The organism is Pelomicrobium sp. G1 (assembly GCF_051905455.1).
Classification (GTDB): Bacteria; Pseudomonadota; Gammaproteobacteria; order Burkholderiales; family UBA6910; genus Pelomicrobium.
The window spans coordinates 104135-129701 of the sequence record NZ_JBQACR010000005.1; the positions used below are offsets into that span (position 1 = coordinate 104135).

Here is a 25567-nt window from a genome sequence, read left to right on the forward strand (position 1 = left end):
GCAGACCGTCCTCCGCCGCCAGTCTTGACTTCCGCGACGATCCCTTCCTTCGACCCGCAAGCGTTCGTGTCCGGGCTGCCCCATCTGCCCGGGGTGTATCGCATGCTCAACGCGGCGGGAGAGGTGATCTACGTTGGCAAAGCCCGGGATCTCAAGAAGCGGGTCACCTCGTACTTCACCAAGACAGCTCACGGGCCCCGCATCGCCCACATGCTGGAGCAGACGGCCGGCATCGAGATCACCGTGACCCGCTCCGAGGCGGAGGCGCTGCTTCTGGAAAACAACCTCATTAAAAGCCTCAATCCCCGCTACAACATCCTGTTCCGGGACGACAAGTCCTATCCCTACATCGTGGTCACCGGCCATGAGTTTCCCCGGCTCGCCTTCCACCGAGGACCGCTGGAGCGGGAGCACCGCTACTTCGGACCCTTCCCCAACGCCGGCGCGGTGCGGTCCAGTATCCAGCTACTTCAGAAAGTGTTCAGGATCCGCACCTGCGAGGACAGCGTGTTCGCCAACCGCAGTCGTCCTTGCTTGCTGCACCAGATCAAGCGCTGCACCGCCCCTTGCGTCGGGCTGATCGGCAAGGAGGCCTATCAGGAAGACGTGCGCAACGCCATGCTGTTCCTGGAGGGCAAGCAGGAGGAGGTGCTGCAGGCCCTCGCGCGACGCATGGAGGAGGCCTCGGAGCGGTGGGCTTTCGAGGAGGCGGCTGTCTACCGTGACCAGATCCAGGCACTCAGCCGGGTCCAGGAACGCCAGTTCATCGCCAGCGGCAAGGCAGTGGACGCCGACGTGATCGGGGTCACTTTCGCCGGCCTGGAGACGTGCGTCAACCTGGTCATGATCCGCAGCGGCATGCACCTGGGCGACAAGAGCTTCTTCCCCCAGAACGCCCAAGGCTACGATGCCGCCGCCACGCTGGAAGCGTTTCTCGCCCAGCACTACCTCACGCGACCGGCGCCGCCGCTCATCGTATTGGACGCGCCGGTGGACGTGGATGCGCTTTCGGCCGCGCTCAGCGAGCGCAGCGGCTATCCGGTGCAGATACAGACGCGAGCGACGGGCGAGCGCAAGGCGTGGCTGGAAATGGCGGTGCGCAATGCCGAGCTGGCCCTGGCCCAGCGCTTGGGGGCCCATGCTGCCCAGGAAGCCCGGGTTCAGGCCCTGCAGCAGGCCCTCGACCTGCCGTCGCCGCCGCGCCGCATCGAATGTTTCGACGTGAGCCACACCATGGGGGAGGCCACCATTGCCGCCTGCGTCGTGTTCGAGGACCACGCCATGAAGAGCGGCGAATACCGGCGGTTCAACCTCCACCCCGCGACGCCGGGCGACGACTACGCGGCCATGCGCGAGGTTCTCACGCGCCGTTACCAGAAGCTGGTGGCGGGGGAGGGCAAGATTCCCGACCTCATCCTCGTCGACGGGGGGCTTGGCCAGGTGAACGCCGCCCGGGAAGTACTCGCCGACCTGGGCTTGGGCGATCTCCCGGTGATCGGTGTGGCCAAAGGAGAAGGGCGCAAACCCGGCACTGAGGAGCTGGTTTTTCCGAAAGGGGGGAAGCGGATAAAATTGGCGCCGGACAGCGCTGCGCTCCACCTGGTGCAACAAATCCGGGACGAAGCGCACCGGTTCGCGATTCAGGGACACCGGGCCCGGCGCGGCAAGGCCCGGGCTTCCTCGCCCCTGGAAAAGATCCCTGGGGTCGGACCTAAACGCAGGCGGCGATTGCTCGCCCGTTTCGGAGGCTTGCGCGGGTTGCTCGCCGCCAGCGTGGAAGAGCTGGCCAAGGTGGAGGGCGTAAGCCGCGAGCTGGCCGAGCGGATTTACCGTCACCTGCACTGAGGTTGAGGCGCTTCTCCCTTCGCCCGATGACGCTCAATATCCCCAACCTCCTCACCTGGCTGCGGATCTTGCTGATTCCGGTGTTCGTGGGCGTTTTCTATTTTTCCAACTATACCCTGAGCCCCTACGCCAAGAACGTCGCCGCGACCCTGATCTTCGCCCTGGCGGCCGTTACCGACTGGCTGGACGGCTATCTCGCCCGGGCCTTGGGGCAGACTTCCGCTTTCGGCGCATTTCTGGACCCCGTCGCCGACAAGCTCATGGTGGCCGCGGCCCTCATCGTCCTGGTGGAGCTCGCCAGGGTCGACGCGCTCATCGCCCTCATCATCATCGGGCGCGAGATCGCCATCTCGGCGTTGCGGGAGTGGATGGCACGCATCGGGGAGGCGAGGAGCGTCGCCGTGTCCCTGCTCGGCAAGGTGAAGACCGCGGCTCAGATGGCAGCCATCCTGTTGCTACTCTATCAAGATCACCTGGTCCTCGGGGTCACCGGGCAGGGGCTGGGGACGGTACTCATCTACCTAGCGGCGGGTCTTACCCTATTGTCAATGGCCTACTACCTCAAGGTGGCCCTTTCCCGGGTGGTCGACCGGGTGTGAATAGGCGGTCTTCCGCTTGACATGCAAGGCACGCTCTTTATAATTTATTCTTGATTTTTCGCGGGAATAGCTCAGTGGTAGAGCACAACCTTGCCAAGGTTGGGGTCGCGAGTTCGAGCCTCGTTTCCCGCTCCAAGTTTTCCAGGGAAAGCGCGGGCTTTCCCTTTTTCATTGCCTAGCGTTATTCCACGGGCAATCCGGCGGGGTGGCAGAGTGGTTATGCAGCGGCCTGCAAAGCCGTGGACGCCGGTTCGATTCCGACCCCCGCCTCCAAGGAATTCAGTCACTTATAAGTGCCATCGTCCGTTCCGGTGGCCGGGAGTTGAGAAAGTACTTTCTCAACTCCCTCCGGCTTTGACGGGCTCACCGGGTCCACGAGCTCGCCCACGCGCTCGCGCACGTAGTCGGCCGTCTGCTTTTCGGTGGTGTGCCCCAGGAAGCGGCGGGTCTCGGCCATGCCGGCCTTGCGCTCTTTGTCGGTGGCGGCCTTGGGCCTCAAGTCGCGAAACTGGAAGGGAAACCACTCTAGCGCGAGCTCCTGCACGGCCGCCGTGCCGAGCTGCGCCGTCAGCCGCTCAATCGTCTCCTTGGCCTTCGCCCGGGCCTGGTGGAACCGGTAGCGGAATTTCCCCTGGAGCAGGATGCGCTGGCCCGCCTCGTCGCACAGGATGGTCTGGCCGACGATGCCGCGGGCCCGGATGCGCTCCAGCAGCAGCTTGAGGGGACCGGTGACCCGGATGCGCTTGATCCTGACCCCGCTTTTGGACGTCTTGGGCATCTTCACCCACAGCTCTTCGCCGCCTTCCGGCGACTTGTGCAGGTCGGCCCACTTGAGCGTCAACGCCTCGGTCGGCCGCAATCCGCAGAGCAGCGCGAGATCCATGCAGTCGCGCACCAACGGATCCGCGTGGCTGTAGACCAGCCAGTAGAGGGCATCGGAGACGTACACCTCCCGCCCTTCCTCGATCGGCAACTGCCGCAGAATCCCTTCGATCGGGTTCGGGGCGCGCATCCAGCCGCGCGCCCGGGCCCAGTTGCACAGGACAGAGACGAATTTCACCTCCTTCTTCGCCGACACCTTGGAGGAGCGGGCGTCGAAGTAGCGCAGGAAATGCTCGGGCAGCAGGGCGTCGATGGGGGTCTTGCCGAAGACCGGCCCCAGCGCCCGCCAGTAGGCCTGCCGGTCGCGCAGGGTGCGCGGCGAGAGCTTGCTCGCTTGCGTGTTTTCCGCCCAGGCCATGTAGCGCCGGTAGATGGCTTCGAGCGAGAAGTCCTCGGCGCTTAAGCCCGCCTTGTGCCGCGGGGTGTGTTCGAGCCTGGCCCACTCGACCTTGGCCCGCACCAGATCGGTGCCCAGGGGGATGAGGGGCCGCCTGCCGTCCGGCGCGGGCGGGCATTGATAGTAATAGGCCACGTGTACGCGCCCGCGGCGGTCGCGCCATTGCCGCGGGACCATCCTGGGGGGAAGGTCCGGGTATTTCTTCCTTGGGCGGGGCATGAGCATGAAGCTTACCTCACCTTGGAAAAATCGGGTGCGCCGACCGCCGGGACAAGGCGGGCGAGGTCGATGCCCGCGAGCTTGAACCGGGCGTAGAAGCGCCCCACGATCGGCTCGCCAGCCGCGTTGGTCTCGAAGCGCCAGCCCTTCTCTTCCAGCCACTCGATCTGGTCTCGGCTACGGGCGCGCCCGGTGATGCGCCTCAGCTCTTCGGGCGTGAGGGCTTCGCTTTCGATGGGAAGCTCGACCTGGATCGACCCCGTCATTTGCCCTCCAGCGCCCGCATCCGCCGCTCCAGCTCGTCGATCCGGCGCCGCAGAGCGGCGAGGCTCCCGCCTTGGCGGTGAAACCGGTTCCGGCACCCGACCGAGCAGAACCGCGCCCAGGGGCGCTTCGGCTGAAACTGGCCCTGGCATACGGGGCAGGTCCGGGGAGCGGCTACGGATGCATTAGAATGCATTTCGCTCGCCACTTGAGTCGGGGAAGGTGATTGGGGAAGCCCGCAGCGCCATCGCGCGCACGACCGCCCAGGCCACGGCGCGTCCCATGGCGAGCGGCACGCCGTTGCCGATCGCCTTGATCTTCCCGGCCACGGTCATGCCTGGCAGGTCGAAGTCGGGCGGCAGCCCCTGGGCGACGATCGCCTCGCGAAGATAGGCGGAGGTCTTGGCGCCGTAGATGTAGCCCGTTTCCGTCCGGCCGCCGACGCGGCGGATTTTCTTGCGCTTGGGCTCGCCGCCCCGGGTGACGCTCACCCAGCGCCCGCCGCTCGCGAGCACCGCAGGCAGCGGATCCGGGCGATGCAGCGCCTCCAGCTCCACGCGCAGCGGCCGACCGTCCGGGGTGCCGAAGGAAAAGCGCCGCAGGCGCATGGTCAGCCCGCCGCACCAGACGTCGCGGATCAACTGGTCGTGGACCGCATAGCCCGCGACCTTCGGCACGGGGCCTTCTGGCACCATCTCCATCAGGAACCACTGCGGCCGCGCTGCGGCGACGCAGCGCTCGAACTCTGGCACGAGGTCGGGCGCCACCTTCTCCGGGCCGTAGACGTGGCGCACCAGGTTCGCCAGGCGTGAGTGGGCCTGGCACGGCGGGCCGCCTATCACGCCATCGAAACGACCCGCCGGCGGGTGGAAGCGGCGGATGTCGCCGCCCCACAGCAGGTCCGGGCCTCTAACTACGCAAAAGCCCGCCTCCTCGAAAGCACGGTCGAGGAGCCCGATGCCGGGAAAGAGGGACAGGACCAGAGGGCCAGCCGAGTAGCGCCTCATTGCTCCGTCTCCTTTTTGCCCGCCCACCAGTCGCACCCGGGCGGATGGTCGGCTTCGAAGCCCGCTGCAATCGCAGCCTTGATGCCGCGTCCTTTTGCCGCTTGGTCAAGGAACGGCGCGAGCGCCTGTCGCGCGGCATATGCACGCTCGCTGCGCTCCGGGTCGATCATCCACAGGCAGCCGAAGGCGAACTCAACCGCCGTCTGCATCTCTGCCATCCGGCGCAGCGCAATCGTCTGCTCGTCCAAGCGTTCCGCCGCTTCGGTCAGGGCGGCATTGGCCACGCCGTCGCCGCTTTCTACGGTCCGCGCCAGTTCGTACAGCGCGGCGCTCAGGGTTTTCGTTTCACTTCGCATCTGTTTTCCTCTGCGGCATGCACGTCTCCCTAAATGCGCGCAGCATTTCCGCAGCCGCGCCATGCTCGACCCAATGGCCAATCGGGCAAAACGGATTGCTGTCGGCCTCGGCAATGAGCGCGGCGAGAGTGGCGCGCATCCACTCAATTTCCTCAGCAGCCTCAACGCCAACGGTCTGGTCGCAGTGGTGCGTCCCAATCGTGCGCAGGTTGTGCAGTAGCAAGTCCATGTCAATCCTCCTCTTGTGCTCCAGCCGCCCAACTATCGCCCGCAGCGGACCGGCCGCCTGCGGCGTCCGATCCGCTGAGACTGGCGTTGGGCGTCATTTCCGTATTGAGCCAGTCGCACAGCCGTGTCTTCCCGTGGCATCGCATGCACGATTTCGGATCGACGCCGCCGCATGTAGGGCATCCGCGTTTCTTGCTTGCGCTAAGCCTTTCCATTTGTCCTGTCCTTGTTTGGCGGCAGGCAGCTGGCTGACCGGAGTCGAACCGGCTTTTCCTCATGGAGACGGCTATCCCGGGGTCCATTCTCCACTTGGTGAGCTTCCTTTCTCCTCAGCCCGCGCCTGCCATTGATCTATACGCCTGGCTCTCGCTGCACCCTGTTGCGGTTCTTGAGCAGCTCCTCAAGGAGCACCGGCTTGCCGTTCACGACGTAACTCACCCGCTTGTATTTGTTGCGGGTGACCTTTTCTACGGTGCCGACCCAGGAGAGATCTGGGCTCATCAGCGGGCGCACCGTCACCTTGTCTCCCACGGCGAAGTACTGCCGGCTCCAATACAGCGGTCCCCGCTTTGGGAGCTTTTCTTTTTCCATCTCCGGCCCCCTCAAAAAAGGGCTAGGCGGCGCAGCTCCCGAAGGGTGTCAATGAAGGGTCGGATGCTCATTTCGGGTTCTCCTGTGTGGGTTGATTGGGTCACTTCTTTTCCCGCATGACGGTGAGGAGCACCGGCCAGTACTCGCCCTCCTCGAAGGCGAACATGAGGCCCAGGTGGTGGTAGCGGCCCTTTTTCACCCGGGCGCGGTCCCGCGCTTCCTGGGCGACGCGCACCAGCCAGGCGTGCAGACCCTCGTTCGGCAGCCGCGTGCGGATCCACGCTTCCATGGCGCAGTAGGAAGCCCGGTCGATGGCGTGGCCGGAGATGTCGATCCGCGGGAACGTGGTGCCGCGGCGCTTGAGCTCGGCCTCGGCGATCGCCGCCTTGGGGTGGAGCTTCAAGAACGCCGCGGCCTGTTGGAGGTCCAGGGTGATCATGGCCGTCCGTGGGGTGCTCGCTGGATCATGATCGCTTGTCCCTCCGTGCGGATTGCCGCTCACTCGGGCGAACCGTAGAGAATCTTGATCCCGGTGGCCTGCTCGATCCGCTGCCAAATGTCCTTGAAGGCCACCTCCAGCACTTTTTGCGGGCGGATGAGCTCGTACCAGATGGAGAGCTGCCCCTCCTGGAGCCGGTAGCGCAGCCGCGCTTGGATGGGGTATGTCGTGGCCTCCAGCCCGGAAAAGACCGGGATGCGGAGGGTGAACTGCTCCGGGATCTTGATCTTGCCGGCATCGCCCCGGCCGGCGCTGCCTTCCATCAGCCGGTAATAGGTGAACTCGGTATGACCGTCGGTCAGGCGCACCGCCTTGTCGAAGCTCACCCGCTCGGCGACCCGGAAATTGACCGCCATTTCCAGCATCGCCGCGCCCGCCGGGGACTCGAAGTCGGGTAGGTTGTCCTCCACGAACAGGGCGAAGTCGATCTGCGTCATCTTCTGCTTGTGCTTGCTGTGCCAGGCGGACCACTCGTCGGAGTAGGCGCAAACGAAAACGGCCCGGTGGTCCCGGAAGCCCGGCTCCTTCGCGGTGTGGTCGTTGAACACCGCAACGAACTGGGCGGGCCGCAGGCTCCCGTAGATCACGCTGTCCGCCTGGTGGCGCTGGAAGTAGGCGACGAAGCTCGCCTCGTCGTGGAGCTTTACCGTCCCGCTCTTGCGGTGGGGGCGGGTGAGTTGCTTGTCGAGCAGGTGAAAGTCGTAACCCTGCGGAACCAGAGCATAGGGCAACCCGTCGGCCAGCGGGTTCTTCTTCGCTTCGCCGAGCGCGGCGCCCGCGGCAAGGAGGGCGGCCGCATCTTGATGTTCCTTGAGATCAGTCATCAGGCGGCTCCTTTCTGGTTGTCCACGGCGACCGTCACGCCCGGCAGGTCGGGCTGACGCTGCTGGTGGCGGGACAGGTTGCCTTCTGGGGTGGCGAAAAAGACGGTGGACTCGCGCTCCCCCTTGGGGAGCTTGAGGGCGATCTCGTCCTCCACCAGGATGGGCGCCTCCGCGAGCCCCCGGGTGGAGAAGGGTTTAATCGTGAGGATGAGCTTGAGCTCTGCGGCCTTGCCATGTTCCTGGACGGCGGCCACGGCCTCGTGGAGCTTGACCGCGAGCTCGTCCAGGGTCTGGCCGCCGCGCAGCTCCCGAAGGGTGTCAATGAAGGGTCGGATGCTCATTTCGGGTTCTCCTGTGTGGGTTGATTGGGTCACTTCTTTTCCCGCATGACGGTGAGGAGCACTGGCCAGTACTCGCCCTCCTCGAAGGCGAACATGAGGCCCAGGTGGTGGTAGCGGCCCTTTTTTACCCGGGCGCGGTCCCGCGCTTCCTGGGCGACGCGCACCAGCCAGGCGTGCAGGCCCTCGTTCGGCAGCCGTGTGCGGATCCACGCTTCCATGGCGCAGTAGGAAGCCCGGTCGATGGCGTGGCCGGAGATGTCGATCCGCGGGAACGTGGTGCCGCGGCGCTTGAGCTCGGCTTCGGCAATCGTCGCCTTGGGGTGGCCAGAGTTCACCATCCACCGCAGGTAGGAGACCGGGAGCCGGGTATAGGGCACCCCCGCATGGCGCCCGAAGTCGCAGATGAGGTTATGGGTGTTGATGTCGTTCATCGTGCCCATGGCCCGTCTCAGAAGGGGATGTCGTCCTCGAAGTCGTCGAAGGCCGATCCGGTGGCCTTGGGCTTGTCTGCGCTTTCCGCTTGCTTCGCTTCTCTGCGCTCGGCCGGTTCGGCCTCGCCGCGCTTGGCTCCGAGCATCTGTAACCGCTCGACCACGATCTCGGTGGTGTAGCGGTCCTGGCCCTCCTTGTCCTGCCACTTGCGGGTGCGGATCTTGCCCTCCGCGTACACTTGGCTGCCTTTCTTCAAGTACTCGCCGGCGATCTCGGCAAGCCTCCCCCAGGCCTGGCAGCGATGCCACTCGGTGCGCTCCTGCTTCTCGCCGCTCTTGTCCTTCCAGGTCTCGTGGGTGGCGAGGGAGAAGGAGGCGACCGGCGAGCCGTCGGGCAGGTAGCGAAGCTCAGGGTCGCCGCCCAAGTGACCCAGCAGAATGACCTTGTTGACCGATGCCATGCTCTCTCCTTTGTCGTGCCCAGCGCCGCCGCTGGCCGGCGGAGCGGGCGGTGAAATGAACTCTGCGGGCAATCGCCTGGCGGTCAACCCCATCCTTCAGTTCACCGGCACCCGGCTCGGCCCGGCCCCGCGCCTGGAGCGCGGCCCGCTGGAGGGCGTGACCGACATGATGCCCGCCCCGAAGGTGGCGCAGAAGCGCTGGGACGACCTCAAGGAGGGGGAGCGGGCGCTGTGGCTCGGCTATCACCTCGCCGAGCAGGCCCCTCAGATCGCCGGGTTCTTGACCGCCGCCTTCGTGCCCCGGCTCGCCACGGCCTATCTCATGACCCTGGGGGCGGGCTCCGCCGGTCAAGCCTACGACGAGAGCCTGCGCGAGAAGCTCGATCCGGATCGGGCCATGGCGACCGCCTGGACGGAAGGGGCGCTGGAGGTGCTCTCCGAGCGCTTGCCGCTGGAGGCCTTCGCCAAGATCCACAAGTGGGTGAAGGCCCTGCCGCCAGAGAAGGCGGCCGGGTTCCTCGGCAAGGCCCTGCGCGCGGCGGGCCTCACAGTGAAGGGGGCCACCGCCATCGGAGCGCAGGCGGGGGTGGAATCGGCCGAGGAGGTGTTCGCCCAGATCACCCAGAACCTCTCGCGGCGCTACATCGGTGGCGACGAGCGGGTGAAGTGGGACGATGGCGTGAAGGAAGCGGCCATCATCGGGGCGGCCGCCGGCGGCGTGATGGGAACCCCCCACGGGGTGGCTGTTGCGCTGGCGCCCGCCGAGCGCACTGAGACCAAGCCCGCCGATCAAGCCAAGAAGGGCGTCAAGCCCCGGGTCGAGCCGGTTTCTGCCGAGGACGTGCTCAAAAAAGGTGCGACCGTACCCAAACCCGATACGGGAGCAGCGGCAGCCGCCCCGCACGAGCAACCCGGCGCCACGGTGAGCGGCGCCCCCATCCCGGTCCAGGCGGGCCCAGGCTTCGGTCCCCTCGACGTGATGGCCCATCGGGCGGCGACCAGCCCCCGGAACGAGCTGCCCGAGCCCACCGACGCCCAGAAGGAGGCGGGCAATTACCCGAAAGGCCGCCTCAGAGTCGCAGGGCTCGACATCTCCGTGGAAAACCCGGAAGGGTCCCAGCGCTCCGGCACCGATCCAGAAGGAAACCCCTGGTCGGTGACGATGCGGGCCCACTACGGCTACATCCGCCGCACCGAGGGCAAGGACGGGGATCAGGTGGACGTCTACGTGAAGCCCGGCACCCCTGAGGACTTCGCCGGGCCGGTGTTCGTGGTCAATCAGGTCGATCCCGAGACCGGCCGCTTCGACGAGCACAAGGTGGTGCTGGGCGCCGAGAACCAGGCAGAGGCGCAAGCGCTCTACGACGCCCACTTCTCCGACGGCTCCGGGCCGAAGCGGCGCGGGAGCGTGGTGGCCATGCCGCTGGAAGCGTTCAAGCGCTGGCTCAAGGAAGGCGACACGCGCAGGCCGGTCGAAGCGCTCAGGGCCCAGTGGGATTTCCAGACCACTTTCCCGGTGCCCGCGGAGGACTCTGCCTATTACGGCGATCTCACAGGCGAGGATGGGGAGGCGGACCCGGCGCGCCTCAAAGCCTTCCACGACGAGGTCCGGCGCGATCTCGTGAACACCACCGCCGCGGCCCAGGCCATCGAGCGGTCCCTGAAAGACGAAACGCTCACCGACAAGCGGCGCAAGCAGCTCCGGGAAGAGCTCAAGAGGGTCCGAGCGCTGGCCGACGGCATCGCCAGCGAATACGCCATGGCCTTTGGCCGGGAGGCCGCCGAGGCCTTCATCAAGCCGGCCCTCCGGGAGGGGAAAGCGCTCGGTCGCGCCCCCAAGATCGAGACGGGGCGGGCGGAGGAGCGGAAACCGGGGCAGCGCAAGTCCAGAAAGGAAGGAGGCCGCGATGCCGGCACGGTACGAAGCGATCAGGGACAGCCTGATCAAGCGCGGGGTGAGCGTGAAGAAGGCCAAGGCGATCGCGGCCCGGACCTACAACAAGACCCGAAAACCCGGGGAGCCCAAGCTCAGCAGCAAGCACCGGACGAGCGCGGCCGAGCTCGCCCGGCGGGGGATCAAGCCGAGGTAGCCGAAACGCAAGAACAGACCGCCAGACCGAAACCTCCGAAGCGACCCGCCGAAGTGCCGCAGTGGGCGAAGAGCCTCGGCCTGGAAGACGGCGGGCGGGTTCGCCTACTCAAGGACTTCGACTACCTGAGCGGCGGTACCGAATACACGGTCACGTTCACCAAAGACTCCGCCCATTTCAAGAGGGACAGCGGTAGCGGCACCTTCCTCAGAGCGTTTGAGGTCACGCGGCTGGTCAAATCCGGCAACCTGATCAAGGTGCAAGCAGAAGTGCCCGCTTTCGGCGCCGCAAACAAGGTCTTCACCCGGGAGCGGGCCGAGCGGGCGCGGGAGATCCTCAAGAGAAAGCTCGGCCAGCTCAACACGGGCCTCGACCCCGAGATGATGCAGGCGGGCATCGAGCTGGCGGGCTACTACATCGAAGGAGGGGCCCGGAAGTTCGCCGACTACGCGGCCAGGATGGTGGAGGATCTGGGCGAGGCGGTGCGCCCGTACTTGAAAGCGTGGTATCTGGCCGTGCGCAACTGGCCCGGGTTCGACGCGAGCGGCATGGAGACCGAGGCCGAGCTGGAGGCCCAGGCGGCGCCAGCGAAAGCCAAAGGCCCGTCCGAGAAGCAGCTTGCCGTCCGGGAGCGCCTGAAGAGGAAGGCGGCGGCGAGGAAGCGGATCGATCCGCAGACCGATTCCATCATCCCGGCCGCCATCAAGCTGGGCGGGATCACGATGGACGCGCGCCTGGACATCACGGGCGACGCCCGGGGAAACCGTCAAGTGCCCTTCGTGGGGGCCCTGTTCCGCAGAGACGGGCTCTCGCTCGACGACATGGCGAGCCAGTTGGGTCAGTACGGCTACCTCACCCGGGAGGAGCTGGAGGACGTGGACGGGGGCGTCCAGGCGCTGCGTGACAAGATCCGGGACGAATGGGATGATATCCGCAGGCACTGGTCGATCCACCGTCGCGAGGAGGCCCTGGCCCGGGACGCCGGGCTGTTGCCAGAGGAGCCCTTCGTCCCCGAGATCCTGGAGGCGGAGGGGCTAGAGGCCACCGAGGAGAACCTGATCGACGCGGAGCTGGTGGCGCGGGCCGCGGCGATCGACGAGGCCGCGGTGGAGCGGCTGGCCGTGCAGCATGAAGGGGACGACGCGGCCTTCATGCGCGCCATCGAGGAGCTGATCAATGAACGAGAGCAGGGTCAAGAAGCTGGCGCGGGCCGGGATCGCGATCGCGCGGAGGCGTCGCCAATCCTCGAATCCTACACCCTGGACGAGCTCAAGCGACGCCAGGACGAGCGGGACGCCGCAGAGCGGCAGCGAGCGGAGGACGAACGCCAGGAAGACCTGAGGGCCCAAGCAGACCGTGAACGGGAGAATTTCCGGCTCACCGGCTCCGACCGGGAGGCCGACCAGCAGGCGGCGGCAGGCCAGAGTGCCCTGTTCGGGTCTGCTACAATAGAATCAGGAGAAGACCGCGATGCTCAACGCCCACCACGTGCTCAAGCCCGAGACGATCAAGGGGATCGAGCGGCTCGGCCCGACCGCGGAGAAGATCGCGGACCGCTGGACGCTGGGCTGGCCGAAGGAGACCCAGACGCTCGAAGCGAAGGGTCTGCTCCTCGCTCGCCTGGAGGAGCAAGCCGAGCGGGAGGCGAGCCTGCTCGGCGAGGCGCGGAGGGGGGGCGAGAACAGCCATCTCGCGGACCACGAGATCATGGCGCTGTACGGGATCGACCCGGCTCCTCCCGCGTAAACCCGCCCACCGACTACGCCATCACCGATGCCGACCGCATCGGCGAGGGCGGCCCCAAAGCCAAGTACCGCGATAACATCGCCGCGATCCGGCTGCTGAAGGCGCTGGAGGCGGAAGGTCGGCGCGCGTCCCCGAAGGAGCAGCGGGTCCTGGTCCGCTACGTGGGCTGGGGCGGGCTCAAGGGGGTGTTCGACCCGGAGAACCGGGAGTGGGCCAGGGAGCACACCGAGCTCAAGGAGCTCCTGACGGAAGAGGAGTACGAGCGGGCGCGGCGCTCCATCCTGGACGCCCACTACACCTCCGTCCCCGTGGTGCGCGCCCTCTGGCGAGCGATGGAGCGCATGGGCTTCGATGGTGGGCGGGTGCTGGAGCCCGCCATGGGAGTCGGTCACTTCTTCGGCCTGATGCCCGGCGAGATCCGTGCGAGGAGCACACTCTTCGGGGTGGAACTCGATCCCATTACAGGCAAAATCGCGCGCCAGCTCTACCAGAAGGCGGACATCGCCACGCCCGTGGGCTTCCAGGATGTGGCGATCCCGGACGGCTATTTCGACGTGGCCGTGGGCAATCCCCCCTTCGGCAACCAGCAGCTCTACGACCGCAATCACCCCGACCTCTCCAAGTTCTCGATCCACAACTTCTTTTTCGCCAAGACCCTGGAGAAGCTGCGCCCGGGCGCCCTCATGGGCATGGTGGTGTCGCGCTACTTCCTGGACGCCCAGGACGCGGCTGCGCGCACATGGATCGCCCAGCGGGCCGAGCTGATCGGCGCCGTGCGCCTGCCCAACACGGCGTTCAAGGGCAACGCCGGCACCGAGGTGGTCACCGACGTGCTCTTCTTCCAGAAGCGCGAAAAGCCCCTCTCCCCGGAGGAGGCCGCCCGGGAGCCCTGGGTCCAGGTAGCGGAGGTGGACCTGGAGACAGGAGACGGCGGGCGCCAGACGGTCACCCGCAGCCGCTACTACAGCGAGAACCCCCAGCACGTGCTGGGCCGGGAAAGCCTCGCGGGCAGCCTGTACCGCGCGGGCGAGTACACCGTGCTGCCGGAAGGCGAAGGCTTCGAGCCGCGCCTGGCGCGGTTCGTCGAGCGCCTGCCGGAGAAGCGCTACGCCCCGCCGGCGAAGCGGGTGGAGGTGCTGGTCGATACCGATGGACTCGTCCCCGAGGACGTGAAGGTGGGGGGCTATTTCCTCCTGCCCGACGGGGCCATCGCGCGCCGCCTGGAGGACGCGCTGGGCAAGCGCCGATTCGAGCGGATCGAGCTGGCCTCGGAGATGGGGGCGGAGCGGGTGAAGGGGCTGGTGCAGGTGCGCGACGCGCTGCGCCGGCTCATGCGCGCGGAACTCGCCGAGGACTCCACGGAGGCGGAGCTCGGGAAGCTGCGGCGGCAGCTCAACGAGACCTACGATCGTTTCGTCCGCAAGTACGGCTTCATCAACGCGCTGGCGAACCGGCGCGCCTTCCAGGAGGACCCGGACCTGCCGCTGCTGGAATCCCTGGAGCCCGGCTACGATCCGGGCCTCTCCCGCGAGCTCGCCAGGAAGCGCGGGCTGGAACCCAAGCCGCCGAGCGCGGATAAGGCCGACATCTTCCGCAAGCGGGTGCTCCAGCCCTATAGCCGCGTCGCCCATGCGGAGAGCCCCCAGGACGCCTTGGTCGCCTCCTTGAACGAGCGCGGGGGCGTGGATCTCGCCTACATGAGCCAGATCACCGGCACCGATCCGCAGACCCTGACTCGCGAGCTCAAGGGCCTGATCTACGAGAACCCGGAGGGCGGGTGGGAGAGCGCCGACCAGTATCTCACCGGCAACGTGAAGGCGAAGCTCGCCCAGGCGAAGGCCGCGGCGGAGCGGGATCCCCGGTTCAAGGAAAACGTCGAGGCCCTGGAGAAGGTGCAGCCGCCCGACGTGGACGCGCTGGACATCAGCGTGCGGCTGGGAAGCCCCTGGGTGCCGGCGGACGTGGTGGAGGCGTTTGCCGAACACCTGCTGGGCGGCCGGGCGGTGGTCTCCTTCGTCCCGGCGGTGGGCCGCTGGTCGTTCCGGGCGCCGGGCGGCAGCGACACGGCGCGCACGTCCACCTGGGGCACCCAGCGGATGCCGGCGGACCAGTTGATCGAGGCGCTGCTCAACCTGCGCAAGATCGAGGTCAAGGACAATATCGGCACGAGGGACGAGCCGAACTACGTGGTCAACGAGGAGGAGACCCGGGCCGCCCAGGGCAAGGCCGAGGACATCCTGCGGGCCTTCAAGGACTGGGTGTGGCAGGACCCCGCCCGGCGCGAGCGGCTGGTGCGCATCTACAACGACACCTACAACACGCACCGCCCGCGCACCTTCGACGGCTCGCACCTGAGGCTGCCGGGCATGAACCCGGCGATCGAGCTGCGCCCCCACCAGAAGGACGCCATCTGGCGCGTCATCCAGGACCGCACGACGCTGCTCGACCACGTGGTGGGGGCGGGCAAGACCTATACGATCATCGGCGCCCTCATGGAGCTGCGCCGGCTGGGGGTCATCCGCAAGCCCATCCTCACCGTGCCCAATTACCTGGTGCGGCAGTGGCGGGACGAGTTCTACAGGCTCTACCCCAACGCCAACGTGCTCGCCGCGGTGGAGAAGGATTTCGAGCAGGCAAACCGCCAGCGGCTGTTCGCCCGCATCGCCACGGGCGACTGGGACGCGGTAATCGTGCCCCACTCCTCGTTCAAGAAGATCGGCATGCCGCCCGAGACCGAGCAGCGGATCCTGGGCGAGATGCTGGGGGACTTGACCGGCGCCATCGAGCAGATGAAGCGGGAGCGGGGCGATCGCAACGTGATCCGGGACATGGAGCGGATCAAGGAGCGGCTTGAGCGGAAGGTGAAAAAGCTCAAGGACAAGTCCGGGAAGAAGGACCGGGTGGTCACCTTCGACGAGCTGGGGGCGGACGCCCTGGCGGTGGACGAGGCGCACCTCTTCAAGAACCTCTTCTACTTCTCCTCCATGCAGAACGTGGCGGGGCTCGGCAACCCGACCGGCTCTGGCCGCGCCTTCGACATGTTCGTGAAGGTGCGCTACCTGCAGGAGCGCTTCGCCGAGCGCGGCGTGGTGGTCTTCGCCACCGGCACCCCGGTGTCCAATTCCCTGGTGGAGATGTTCACCATGCAGCGCTACCTCCAGTACGGGGAGCTGAAGCGCCGCAACATCCACCTGCTCGACTCCTGGGCCCGGGTCTATGGCGACGTGCAGCAGGTGTACGAAGTCCACCCCTCCGGCAACGGCTACCGCCTGGCCACCCGCTTCGCCAGGTTCGTGAACCTGCCGGAGCTCATGGGCCTGTACAAGTCCTTCGCCGACGTGATCACGATGAAGGACCTGCAGGCCCAGGCGAGGAAGCAGGGCAAGCGCTGGCCGGTGCCCAAGCCCAAAAGCGGCAAGCCCATCCTGCATGTGGCCGAGCGCAGCCCGGAGCAGGTGCGCTTCTTCGGGGAACCCGAGTTCGAGCGCAGGGACGGCAAGATCGTCTTCAAGCACGACGCGCTCCAAGTGCTGCCGGCGGAGGAGCTGCCGAAGCCGCCCCAAGGGGAGCGCAAGCCCGGCCTCTATGTGGCGACGCCGGGCAAAGGGGTGATGGCCGGACCTTTTGAAAGCCCCCAGGAGGCGGAGGCCGAGCGAGTGCGGCTGCTGTCCGAGCCGGTGGTGGCCTACAACACGGGCTCGATCCTCTGGAAGTTCGAAAACCTCAAGCGGCTCACCAAGGAGACGGACGGCAAGGTCAACGCGCTTTCCATCACCAACGAGGCGCGCAAGGCGGGCCTGGACTACCGGTTGATCGACCCCAACGCCCCGGACTTCCCCGGCTCCAAGATCAACCTGGCCGTGGACGAGGTGGTGCGCATCCACCGGGAGTGGAGCGCCGACCGGGGCACCCAGCTCATTTTCTGCGACCTCTCCATCCCCAACTCCGCGCGCTCGAAGCTCGCTCGCGAGCTCGCCCAGCAGCAGGCCAAGGAAGACACCGACTCCCTGGAGTCTGCGCACGAGGAGCGCGAGCAGGAAGAGGCGCCCCAGGAGGAGGAGCAGAAGGTCAGCGTGGATCAGCTCCTGGCGCTGCAGTCGCGCCACTCGGTCTACGACGACGTGAAGGCGAAGCTGATCGCCAAGGGCATCCCCGAAAAGGAGATCGCCTTCATTCACGACTACGACACGGCGGAGAAGAAGGCGAAGCTCTTCAAGGCCATGAACGCGGGGGAGATCCGCGTCCTGATGGGCTCCACCGAGAAGATGGGCGCGGGCATGAACGTGCAGGAGCGGCTGGTGGCGATCCACCATTTGGACGCCCCGTGGCGGCCTTCGGACCTGGAGCAGCGCAACGGCCGCGGCTTCCGCCAGGGCAACAAGCTCTACGAGCGGGACCCCGAGGGCTTCGCCCTGGAGGAGCACCGCTACGCCACCCGCCAGACCTACGACACGCGGATGTGGCAGATCATCGAGCACAAGGCGAACGGGGTGGAGCAGCTGCGCCACGCCGACGAGGCCGCCCGCACCATCGACGACATCGCCGGGGAGGCGGCGAGCGCCGCCGACATGAAGGCGGCGGCCTCGGGCAATCCCCTCATCCTGGAGGAGATCAAGCTGCGCAACGAGGTGCAGAAGCTGGAGGCCGAAGAGGCCCATTACCAGCGCGTCCACTTCGAGCTGCAGCGCAAGGAGCGCTGGCTGTCCGAGGCCCCCAAGCGCAGGCAGGCGGCCCTGGAGGAGCTGGAACCCTGGCTCGTCACCGCCGAGCGGCATCCGCCCATGGACAAGGAGGCGCTCACCATCGAGGTGGGCGGGCAGAGGATCACCGACCGGCAGAAGCTCCTGGAGCCCCTGCTCTCGGAGGTGAAGAAGGCCCTCGCCCGGGGCAAGGGGGCGAGCGCGGAGGCGGCCGGCCGCTATCGCGGCTTCTACTTCGGGTTCTCCACGCCGATGACCGGCAAGGAGCTCTACGGCGAGTGGAGCCTGGACGGAAAGAGCTGGAAGGTCTTCGCCGTCTATGCCGAGGGCGACGACTTCAAGCCCGCGGGGCTCATCCAGCGGCTGGACAACGCCATCGGGCACCTGCCGCGGGAGCGGGACGCCATCGAGGAGCGGGAGCGCCAGGAACTGGCCGAGCTGGAGAGGGTGCGGGCCGAGCTCGCCAAGCCCTTCGCCAAGAAAGCGGAGCTGGAGCGGGCGCGGCGCGAGCATAGCGAGGTGGTACGCAAGCTCCAGGCCCAGGGCGGGGCCATCGAGCTCACCCCGGCCATGCGCCGGGAGCTCGCCGAAGCGCTGCGGGCGCGGGGGATCGAGCCAAGGTTTTCCCGCGGCCGGGCCAGCGTCTTCGGGATGGCCGCGGAGGACGTGCGGGCGCTGGTCGAGGCGCGCACCCGCTCCTGGAAGAACCGGCCCAACATCCATGTCCTCGCCCGGATCGAGGACGCGCCCGCCGAGCTGCGCGACGAGATCCGGCGCCAGGGCGCGGATGAGGACACGGCGGGCGCGTTCCACGACGGCGACGTGTATCTCTTCGCCGAGAACCTGCAGGACGAGGCCCACGCCGAGTTCGTGCTGCTGCACGAGGCGACCCACCGCGGGCTCCGCGCCCTGCTGGGCGAGGCCCTGGATGCCGTGCTGATGGAGATCTACCTGGCGAACGCCCGCGTGCGCCGGCGGGCGGAGCAGCTGCGCGCCGCCGATCGCCATCTCAGCAAGGTCCGGGCGGTGGAGGAGGCGCTCGCCGACCTGGGCGGTGAGAACCTTTCCGACAGCGTGTGGGTGCGGCTGGTGGCCGCCTTCCGCCGCTTCCTGCGGCGGCTGGGGTTCAGGCTCAGGATCTCCGACACCGAGGTGCGGGCGCTCGTCGCGCGCGCCTTGCGCTACTCGCGGGAGCCGGCGCCGACGGCCCACCTGTTCAGCGCATCGGCGACGATGGTCCTTTCCCGGACCGGGGAGGACGACGCGGCCGAGTTCGCCGCCACGGAGCGGGCCTACGGGGGGCGCGAGGCCTACGAGCGCGAGCGGGCGGCCGGCAGGACCAAGCTCGCCTACGCGCAATGGGTCCGGGTCCGCACGCCCCAGTTCAAGGCACGGTTCGGGGATTGGGAGCTTGCCGCCCTGGAAAAAACCCTGCGCCGTGTGCGCGGCTCCGATCAGGTCAAGGCGTTACGGGGCGAGCTGGTCGGCAAGCCCATGACCAATCTGGAGACCGGCATCGTCGCCACCGTCTCAGGCGAATCGTTTGCCAAGATGCTGAGCAAGTCGGTGGTCGAGCGTTCGGTGTCGCCCCAGGCCCACTATCAGGCGCTGGGCAACCTGGACACGCTTTTCCGTCTGGCGACCAAGCGGTTGACCCGGCCAGGAAAGCAAGCGGCAGATGCCAGGAGCGTTGGTGCCATTCATCACTTCGACGTGCCGATGCCGTTCGATGGTGAGGTGCTGCGCGTGAAGATCATGGCGAAAGAATTCGCGGCTCCCGCACAAGGCACGCGCCTCTATCTCGTGCAGGCGGTGGAAATAGAAAACGCCGGGGTAGTAGGCCAGGACCCTGGTGTGTCCGGTCAATTCCGGCGCGACGAACCCGTCGCGTCCCAGCCGCCGCCCGACGTCAATGAAAGATTCGCACGCATGGTGGCCGCTGTCAAGGGGGAGGGCGTCTCTCAGGCCGTCGATCCGGACACGGGCGAGCCGCAGGTCGCGAGCATCCGGCTGTCCCGGAACCGGTCCGATGCCGCGTTGCGCGAGCGCCGCATGGTGGAGCGGCCCAACCGGGCCGGGCTGCCCCAGTACCACAACCGGGAGATTGCCCTGTGGCGCCCGGTGGTGCGCGAGGAGGACGCCGAGACCCGCAGAATCGCCTTCGACATCCTGGACATGGCAGCGACCGCCCGAACCGGGAAGCCGGTGACGGTCGGCCAGGCGCTCCTCTCCCAGGACAAGGCGAGCGGGAACTTCACCGAGCTCTGGAACATCGAGATCCGGCGCGCAGAGCGGGGCAAAGGCTGGGGCGAGAAGACGGTGGCGGCGATCCTTGCCACCAACGAGCCCGGGGCCGAGCTGAGGATCGTGGACATCACCGTGGGCGAAGGGGAGGAAGACGCGCGGCCCTTCTGGCGCAAGCTGGGCACCACGTTCCTCAACTACTCCAGCGACCCGGCCGTGCAGATGGACGGGGTGCTCAGCGCCGACCGGTACTTGGCTGCCCGCGGTGCTAGAATGGAAGCCGACCATGAAGAAGACACGCAAAGAGCGGCTCAAGGAGCGCAACGCCGAGCTGGAGCCGTCCCGCCCGGAGAAGGAGCTTTCGCCGGACGAGAAGCGGGATCTGAAAGCGCTGATCGACAGCTACCGGTTGTTGAGCCACGAGCAGAAGCCGGGCGAAAAGAGTCACTAGGCCCGCGCCTCTCGCGGGTCTCCCGCACCCAGGACGCCTCCGATCAGGCCCCCGGCTATCGTGCCCGGGTACGCCGCCTGATCGGCCGGCTCGACGCGGCCATGGACCCCTTGGGGAAGCTCCCGGATAAGCAGGCGTATCTGCGCAAGCGCTACGAGACGCTGGGCGTGATCGCCCGGGTGGACGAAATCGCCAAGAAGATCGGCCAGGTCTTCGGCTCGGCCTCGGAGGCCGACCGGCAGGCGGTTTACGACTACCTCACGACGCGGGACGCCAGCCCCACCGGCATCCAGGACGAGACCGTGCGGGCGCAGGCGGTGGCGACCAAGCGCTACATCGAGAGCGTGGGCGATGCCCTGGTCGCGCGGGGACTCCTCTCCGAGGAAGCCCGGGAGGCCCACCGGGGCTCGTACCTGCCCCGCGTCTATCTCAAGTATCTGCTCTCGGAGGCCGACTGGAAGGCGCTCGGCAGCGGCAAGAAGCCCTCCGACATGGGGTATCTGAAGCGGCGCAAGGACATCCCGGAGGAGATCCGCCGGGTGCTCCTCGGCGAGATCACGGACCCCGGGTTCCTCTCGGCCACCGCCGTCGCCAAGCCCATGCGCGACATGGCGCTGCTCGATTGGCTGGAGGAGATCTCGCAGAACCAGAACTGGGTCCTGCCGAAGTCGCTGGTCCAATGGCAGGGCCGCACGGTCTCCGCCTACTGGCTCAAGGTGGAGGCGGCGCGGCTGCGCAAGCAGGCGAACTACCAGGACGCGGAGACGGCGCAGAAGGCTAGGGCAGCTGCGGATCGCATGGATCAGGTCGCCGACGAGGCGCTGGGGGAGCTCGCCAGCGCCTACCAGGAGTACAAGCAGATCCCCAACACCGCCCGCTACGGGCGGCTGCGCGGCATGTGGGTGCGGCGCGAGATCTACGACGACATCCTGGGCATCCACGACCTGCTGCCCCAGGACGCGACCTGGTTCCAGAGCGTCTTCGGCTACGGGGGGATCGGCACCAAGCTCACGCAGCTCTGGAAGGCGTCCAAGGTCTCCCTCAACCCGCCGGCCCAGGTGCGCAACTTCGTCTCCAACATGGTGCTGCTCCAGCTCTCCGGGGTGCCGCTGCGGCGGATTCCGGGACTGCTGTTCCGGGTCGTGCGCCAGATCGCCGAAGGGGGGCAGTACTGGCAGATCGCCAAGAAGTACGGGGTGACCGAGAGCACGTTCTCGACCCAGGAGCTCTACCGCATCAAGCGCGACCTGCTCGACCTGGAGCGGCGCGCCAGGGGCTGGAACCCGATCCGGGTCATCCGCCACGCGGCGGCGGTGGTGCTCGATGCGGCGGGTGACGCCTACCAGATGATGGAAGCGCTGGGCAAGACCATGAAGATCATGGACGCCATGGAGCGCCAGGGCATGACCGAGTGGGAGGCGGCGCTGGAGGCCCAGAAGTGGCTGTTCGACTATTCCCTCGTGCCGCAGAGCGTGCGCTACGCCCGGAACGCGCCGATCGGGGTGCCGTTCTTCACCTTCCACTACAAGGTCCTCCCGCGGCTGGTGGAGGTGGCGCTGCTCCATCCCCAGCGCTTCCTGCCGTGGGTGGGGCTCTACTACGCCCTGGCCTACGCGGCGCTGGCGGCCTTCGACGACGATGACGACGACTTCTTGGAGCGGGCCCAGGAGGCGGCGAAGGCGTTGGTGCCGGGCAGGCTCAAGAAGGCATTGGGCATCGAATCGACGCTGCTGGACAAGCTCAAGAAGGCGCTGCCCGACTGGCTCCAGGAGCGGGGTCACGTGGCCGTGCTGCCGTTTCGCGACGATCAGGGGCGGCTCCAGGTGGTGGACCTGGGCTACTTCTTCCCGTGGACCCTGTGGACCGAGGCCCTCGGTCAGGCGTTCGGCGGGGAGTTTGGCAAGCTCCCGCAGACGGTGGGCCTCTTCGGCGGCCCGATCACCGACCTGGTGACCGCCGTGAAAACTGGCCTGGACCCGTTCACCGACCGGCCCATCATTGAGCCGGGCGACCCGCCGGCGCGGCAGGCGGTGGCGCTGGTGAATTACCTCTACGACATGATGATGCCGCCCATCGTGAGCTCGCGGGGCTTCGTCTCGCCCTCGGGGCTGGTGGACAAGCAGTATGGCGGCAAGCTCATCCAGGCGCTGACCGGCACCACCGACAAGTACGGGCAGCCCCGGGCGACCCTGGAGCAGGCGATCCTCGGCACCGTGGGGGTGAACCTCTACGCGCTCGAACCGGAGAAGACCCGGGCGCAGAACCTGCGGCGCATGGCCCACGAGTTGGAACAGGTGAGGATCCGCCTCAGGTTCAGGCTCCAGGACCGCAGCCTCGGCCAGGCGCAGCGGCAAGCGCTGATCGACGAGTACCGGGACGAGATGAAGCGCCGCTACGAGGAGATCGGGCGCTATCTGGAGGAGTCCCGGGTGCCCCGCCGGGTCAGCGGGGGTAACTAGACGGCGCGACCGTGCACTGGTAGTCGTCGGGCGGGCAGGAGATCGAGCGCGGGGCGCCGTTGAGGAAGAGGTTGGCGCCCGCGATCAGCAGAGCGGAGACGATCAGCACCGCGACGAAGTGCACGCCCAGCTTCTCCGCGATCCACAGGGACGCGACGATCCAGAGGGCCAAGATCAGGATCCCGACGAAGGGCGACATCAGCAGGCCGAGCATGCCGGCGACCCACACGGCGCCGGACCAGAGTTTGCGCACGCGGGAAGTATAACAGCGCAGAATAGGGTCATTTCCAGGGCCGGAATGGGCCGGATTCTGCCGAAAACCACTTTCTCAACCCGATTGGAAACCGCGGCAAAAGAATCACTTAGAAGCGCCAAAATCGCGGCAATTGAGAAAGTGAAAACGGCGCAAGCCCTTGAGACATAAGAAAACGTCCGATGCCTGCAAAGCCGTGGACGCCGGTTCGATTCCGACCCCCGCCTCCAAGAACACTCGATGCCCCGGCGCGCTGGCGAGCGAGCGATTGCTGCAGCCAGTGCGCATTCTCCTGCGGTTTTTTTGCATAACGTTTCCCCTCAATCCCTAAGTAGTTACGTTAAAATAAAAAACGCGTGAATCGACAGGGCGCCCATGAGCCTGGAGGTGCCGGTGCGATTCGGCAAGGCTTCCGGCTGCCCGGATGGCGAAACTGGTAGACGCAAGGGACTTAAAATCCCTCGGGCCTCGCCCGTGCCGGTTCGAGTCCGGCTCCGGGCACCAAATGGAAGCAATGGATGGCTGGGTCAAGGACCCCGCGACGCTTGCCGTCAAATTGATCAAGGGCATGTGACCGCAATTTTAAGATCATGATCGTCTACGATTTGGTCTGTGTGCTGGGGCACCGGTTCGAGGGATGGTTTCCCGGTGCGAAAGCCTTCGCTTCCCAGAAAGAAAAGGGATTGATTAGCTGTCCCGTTTGCGGTGACAGCAGCAACATCGAGCGCTTGCCTTCGACCCCCCACATCAACACGAAAACCGGCGACAAGGCGGGTGCGGCCTCGGGGCTTCCGGAAAAGCCGCTCTGTCCTGCGGAGGTTCTTAAGGCGGCGCTGAGCCGGATTCTTGATCAGTGCGAAGACGTAGGAAAACGATTTCCAGAAGAAGCGCGGCGTATTCATTACGGGGAAGCCCCGCCACGGAATATCCGCGGCACTGCACAGCGGGAGGAAGCCGAGGCGCTGGCGGAGGAGGGCATACCCGTTGTGCAGATCCCGATCCCCAGCCCTGGGGATTTGCATTGAGCCGCCCCCACCTATAACGCCAGGACGTAGTGGCGGCTGCCGCCGGCCTGTTTGGCCTTGTACATGGCGGAATCCGCCGTGCTGAACAGCTCGTCGAGGCTATTTCCGTGATCGGGGTAGAAACTGATCCCAATGCTCGGCGTCACTCGTAGCTGGATTCCCCGATAGGTGACAGGTTCGGAAAGCACCAGCACGATCTTGGCCGCCACGGCTTCGGCGTCTTCCACTTTCGACACTCCCGACAACGCCACCACGAATTCGTCCCCACCGTAGCGGGCGACGGTATCTTCCTGTCGCACCAGGCTCTTCAACCGCTCAGCCAGGCACTTGAGGACGTGATCTCCGGCCTCGTGGCCGTACTGGTCGTTGACCCGCTTGAAACCGTCCAGGTCGACGAACAGCACCGCCACCTTGAGGTTGCGCCGGCGCGCCTGAACCTGCTTGACTGCCAGCCGGTCGCAAAGCAGAACACGGTTGGGCAACCCGGTAAGCTGGTCGTGGTAGGCCTTATGGATGATTTCGGCCTCCCGCAAGCGCCGATCGGTCACGTCCTGCACCAGAGAAGCTATCCCTATCATCCGCCCGTCATGATCCATGAGGGGCGTGTTATACCACTCGCACAGGATCTGCCGCCCATCCTTGGTGATGTTTTCCTGCTCCACCCGATCACCGCCGGTCCGATAGACGAGGTTCTTCCACAGGGCGCCCATCCGCTGCTGGGCGTCGGGGGTGCCGATCACGAGTTCGTGCAAAGGGCGACCGAGCGCTTCGGGCTCGGTGTAGCCGAAAACCCTGGCGGCCGAAGGGTTCCAGGCGACCACGCGAAACCGCTCGTCCCACTCGACGACCGCCAGCGGGGAATTCAAGACGTGCAGCATGAGGCGTTGCTTGTCTTGGCGCTCCACCTCTTCGGCGCGTCGACGTTCGACGATTTCCCGTTGCAGTTGCCGATTCGCCTGCTCGGTCTGCCGGTGGGCCTCGGTGAGCTGGCGAACGAGCTCGTCACGCTGGTACTTGAGCCAGAGGCTTTCCACCAGCGTCCGATGGGATTGGTATCCGAACACCAGGAGCGCCGTCAGGTAGACCAGGGCGAGAAATCCCATGGGTGCGAACACTTCTCCGCCAAGCAGCAGTAAGGTGGTCGCCAAGGGTGCCACCGCGCCCGCCAGATAGACGGCATAGGCGGGATAGACCGGAGAAGCCGGGATCAAGGCGCCGGCGGACATGCCCGCGATCGTGCAGACTACGAGCACCTGATAAACCGGATTAGAAAACGGAAACAGCGCGCTCCCCAGGACACCCCAGCATAGCCCGATGATCCCCATCACGGCGATGATCCTGCGCTCCCATCGGCCGATTCTAGAGGGACCGGGTCGCACGCGGTTGAAGGCGATCATGAGGGACGCGCGGACGACGAAGGCCAGCGCCAAGGCGGCAAACCAGCCCAACAAGGCAATTTTCGGCAGACTGCCCCATAGCACATAAACGACCAGGGCCGCATTGCACAAGCTCACCAGCGCCGCCAAAGGGGTCGTGCGGAGCAACAATCCGACTCGATCGACGGAAACCCGATCGTAGATCAAGTTCTGCGCCGCTGTTGTGTTGTCAGCTGCCAATGTGGTTTATCCGCCGTAGGTGTTCTAATCGAGTGAAAT

17 protein-coding genes and 3 tRNA genes are annotated in these 25567 nt (G+C 66.5%); 7 read left to right on the plus strand and 13 right to left on the minus strand.

The genetic code is table 11. The features are described 5' to 3' along the window. The first annotated feature begins 24 nt into the window (after positions 1-24). From uvrC to ACTFO6_RS06915, 4 genes are all read left to right on the plus strand, one after another. A complete protein-coding gene (gene uvrC, locus ACTFO6_RS06900; RefSeq protein ID WP_439933716.1) occupies positions 25-1845 on the plus strand; it encodes an excinuclease ABC subunit UvrC in 1821 nt (606 codons plus the stop codon). Between the two features lie 26 nt (positions 1846-1871). Then, a complete protein-coding gene (pgsA, locus tag ACTFO6_RS06905; RefSeq protein ID WP_439933717.1) occupies positions 1872-2444 on the plus strand; it encodes a CDP-diacylglycerol--glycerol-3-phosphate 3-phosphatidyltransferase in 573 nt (190 codons plus the stop codon). 60 nt (positions 2445-2504) lie between these two features. Next, a tRNA-Gly gene (locus ACTFO6_RS06910) sits at positions 2505-2579 on the plus strand. A gap of 64 nt (positions 2580-2643) precedes the next feature. Beyond that, positions 2644-2717, plus strand: a tRNA-Cys gene (locus ACTFO6_RS06915). Between the two features lie 10 nt (positions 2718-2727). On the opposite strand, the gene ACTFO6_RS06920 is transcribed toward ACTFO6_RS06915, so the two are convergent. The 11 genes from ACTFO6_RS06920 to ACTFO6_RS06970 form a co-directional block, all read right to left on the minus strand. After that, positions 2728-3858, minus strand: a complete 1131-nt coding sequence (locus tag ACTFO6_RS06920; RefSeq protein ID WP_439933718.1) for a hypothetical protein — start codon at positions 3856-3858, stop codon at positions 2728-2730. A gap of 95 nt (positions 3859-3953) precedes the next feature. Continuing rightward, positions 3954-4208 (minus strand): DUF4224 domain-containing protein, encoded by a 255-nt coding sequence (locus ACTFO6_RS06925; RefSeq protein WP_439933719.1) that lies wholly within the window; start codon positions 4206-4208, stop codon positions 3954-3956. A 183-nt stretch (positions 4209-4391) separates the two neighbouring features. After that, complete coding sequence (locus tag ACTFO6_RS06930; RefSeq protein WP_439933720.1) at positions 4392-5213, minus strand: DNA cytosine methyltransferase; 822 nt, start codon at positions 5211-5213, stop codon at positions 4392-4394. Then, the gene (locus ACTFO6_RS06935) at positions 5210-5569 is read right to left on the minus strand and encodes a hypothetical protein (RefSeq protein WP_439933721.1); all 360 of its coding nucleotides are present in this window, start codon (positions 5567-5569) and stop codon (positions 5210-5212) included. The genes ACTFO6_RS06930 and ACTFO6_RS06935 overlap by 4 nt, the downstream gene beginning before the upstream one ends. Beyond that, positions 5559-5798, minus strand: coding sequence for a hypothetical protein (locus ACTFO6_RS06940; RefSeq protein ID WP_439933722.1), 240 nt, complete (start codon positions 5796-5798; stop codon positions 5559-5561). The genes ACTFO6_RS06935 and ACTFO6_RS06940 overlap by 11 nt, the downstream gene beginning before the upstream one ends. 350 nt (positions 5799-6148) lie before the next feature. Next, positions 6149-6388, minus strand: a complete 240-nt coding sequence (locus ACTFO6_RS06945; protein WP_439933723.1) for a hypothetical protein — start codon at positions 6386-6388, stop codon at positions 6149-6151. Between the two features lie 100 nt (positions 6389-6488). Further along, the gene (locus ACTFO6_RS06950; RefSeq protein WP_439933724.1) at positions 6489-6827 is read right to left on the minus strand and encodes a hypothetical protein; all 339 of its coding nucleotides are present in this window, start codon (positions 6825-6827) and stop codon (positions 6489-6491) included. A 59-nt stretch (positions 6828-6886) separates the two neighbouring features. Beyond that, on the minus strand, positions 6887-7711 hold the full coding sequence (locus ACTFO6_RS06955; RefSeq protein WP_439933725.1) for a DUF2303 family protein: 825 nt from the start codon (positions 7709-7711) through the stop codon (positions 6887-6889). After that, positions 7711-8052 (minus strand): hypothetical protein, encoded by a 342-nt coding sequence (locus ACTFO6_RS06960; protein WP_439933726.1) that lies wholly within the window; start codon positions 8050-8052, stop codon positions 7711-7713. Before ACTFO6_RS06960 ends, ACTFO6_RS06955 begins: the two co-directional genes overlap by 1 nt. A gap of 29 nt (positions 8053-8081) precedes the next feature. After that, the gene (locus tag ACTFO6_RS06965; protein WP_439933727.1) at positions 8082-8492 is read right to left on the minus strand and encodes a putative quorum-sensing-regulated virulence factor; all 411 of its coding nucleotides are present in this window, start codon (positions 8490-8492) and stop codon (positions 8082-8084) included. A gap of 8 nt (positions 8493-8500) precedes the next feature. Beyond that, positions 8501-8944 (minus strand): single-stranded DNA-binding protein, encoded by a 444-nt coding sequence (locus ACTFO6_RS06970; RefSeq protein ID WP_439933728.1) that lies wholly within the window; start codon positions 8942-8944, stop codon positions 8501-8503. Positions 8945-8999: 55 nt separating this feature from the next. Between ACTFO6_RS06970 and ACTFO6_RS06975 the strand changes: the two genes are divergently transcribed. Further along, entirely contained in the window at positions 9000-22634 is a 13635-nt protein-coding gene (locus ACTFO6_RS06975) for a DEAD/DEAH box helicase family protein (RefSeq protein WP_439933729.1), read from the plus strand. Here the strand turns inward: ACTFO6_RS06975 and ACTFO6_RS06980 are convergent. Continuing rightward, complete coding sequence (locus ACTFO6_RS06980; RefSeq protein WP_439933730.1) at positions 22618-22848, minus strand: hypothetical protein; 231 nt, start codon at positions 22846-22848, stop codon at positions 22618-22620. The two genes, ACTFO6_RS06975 and ACTFO6_RS06980, sit on opposite strands and share 17 nt — an antisense overlap. Before the next feature lie 457 nt (positions 22849-23305). Between ACTFO6_RS06980 and ACTFO6_RS06985 the strand changes: the two genes are divergently transcribed. Next, a tRNA-Leu gene (locus tag ACTFO6_RS06985) sits at positions 23306-23391 on the plus strand. A gap of 86 nt (positions 23392-23477) precedes the next feature. Further along, entirely contained in the window at positions 23478-23912 is a 435-nt protein-coding gene (locus ACTFO6_RS06990; RefSeq protein WP_439933731.1) for a DUF1178 family protein, read from the plus strand. 11 nt (positions 23913-23923) lie between these two features. Here ACTFO6_RS06990 and ACTFO6_RS06995 read toward each other — a convergent pair whose 3' ends face one another. Beyond that, positions 23924-25528, minus strand: coding sequence for a diguanylate cyclase domain-containing protein (locus ACTFO6_RS06995; protein WP_439933732.1), 1605 nt, complete (start codon positions 25526-25528; stop codon positions 23924-23926). Positions 25529-25567 lie beyond the last annotated feature (39 nt).

What these genes read in the sequence shown, in the direction of transcription:
- ACTFO6_RS06950 (WP_439933724.1), bottom strand. Translation starts at nt 6,827, where the DNA reads ATGATCACCCTGGACCTCCAACAGGCCGCGGCGTTCTTGAAGCTCCAC.
- ACTFO6_RS06940 (WP_439933722.1), bottom strand. Translation starts at nt 5,798, where the DNA reads ATGGACTTGCTACTGCACAACCTGCGCACGATTGGGACGCACCACTGC.
- ACTFO6_RS06930 (WP_439933720.1), bottom strand. Translation starts at nt 5,213, where the DNA reads ATGAGGCGCTACTCGGCTGGCCCTCTGGTCCTGTCCCTCTTTCCCGGC.
- ACTFO6_RS06945 (WP_439933723.1), bottom strand. Translation starts at nt 6,388, where the DNA reads ATGGAAAAAGAAAAGCTCCCAAAGCGGGGACCGCTGTATTGGAGCCGG.
- pgsA (WP_439933717.1), top strand. Translation starts at nt 1,872, where the DNA reads ATGACGCTCAATATCCCCAACCTCCTCACCTGGCTGCGGATCTTGCTG.
- ACTFO6_RS06960 (WP_439933726.1), bottom strand. Translation starts at nt 8,052, where the DNA reads ATGAGCATCCGACCCTTCATTGACACCCTTCGGGAGCTGCGCGGCGGC.
- ACTFO6_RS06975 (WP_439933729.1), top strand. Translation starts at nt 9,000, where the DNA reads ATGAACTCTGCGGGCAATCGCCTGGCGGTCAACCCCATCCTTCAGTTC.
- ACTFO6_RS06990 (WP_439933731.1), top strand. Translation starts at nt 23,478, where the DNA reads ATGATCGTCTACGATTTGGTCTGTGTGCTGGGGCACCGGTTCGAGGGA.
- ACTFO6_RS06970 (WP_439933728.1), bottom strand. Translation starts at nt 8,944, where the DNA reads ATGGCATCGGTCAACAAGGTCATTCTGCTGGGTCACTTGGGCGGCGAC.
- ACTFO6_RS06965 (WP_439933727.1), bottom strand. Translation starts at nt 8,492, where the DNA reads ATGGGCACGATGAACGACATCAACACCCATAACCTCATCTGCGACTTC.
- ACTFO6_RS06955 (WP_439933725.1), bottom strand. Translation starts at nt 7,711, where the DNA reads ATGACTGATCTCAAGGAACATCAAGATGCGGCCGCCCTCCTTGCCGCG.
- ACTFO6_RS06980 (WP_439933730.1), bottom strand. Translation starts at nt 22,848, where the DNA reads ATGCTCGGCCTGCTGATGTCGCCCTTCGTCGGGATCCTGATCTTGGCC.
- ACTFO6_RS06935 (WP_439933721.1), bottom strand. Translation starts at nt 5,569, where the DNA reads ATGCGAAGTGAAACGAAAACCCTGAGCGCCGCGCTGTACGAACTGGCG.
- ACTFO6_RS06925 (WP_439933719.1), bottom strand. Translation starts at nt 4,208, where the DNA reads ATGACGGGGTCGATCCAGGTCGAGCTTCCCATCGAAAGCGAAGCCCTC.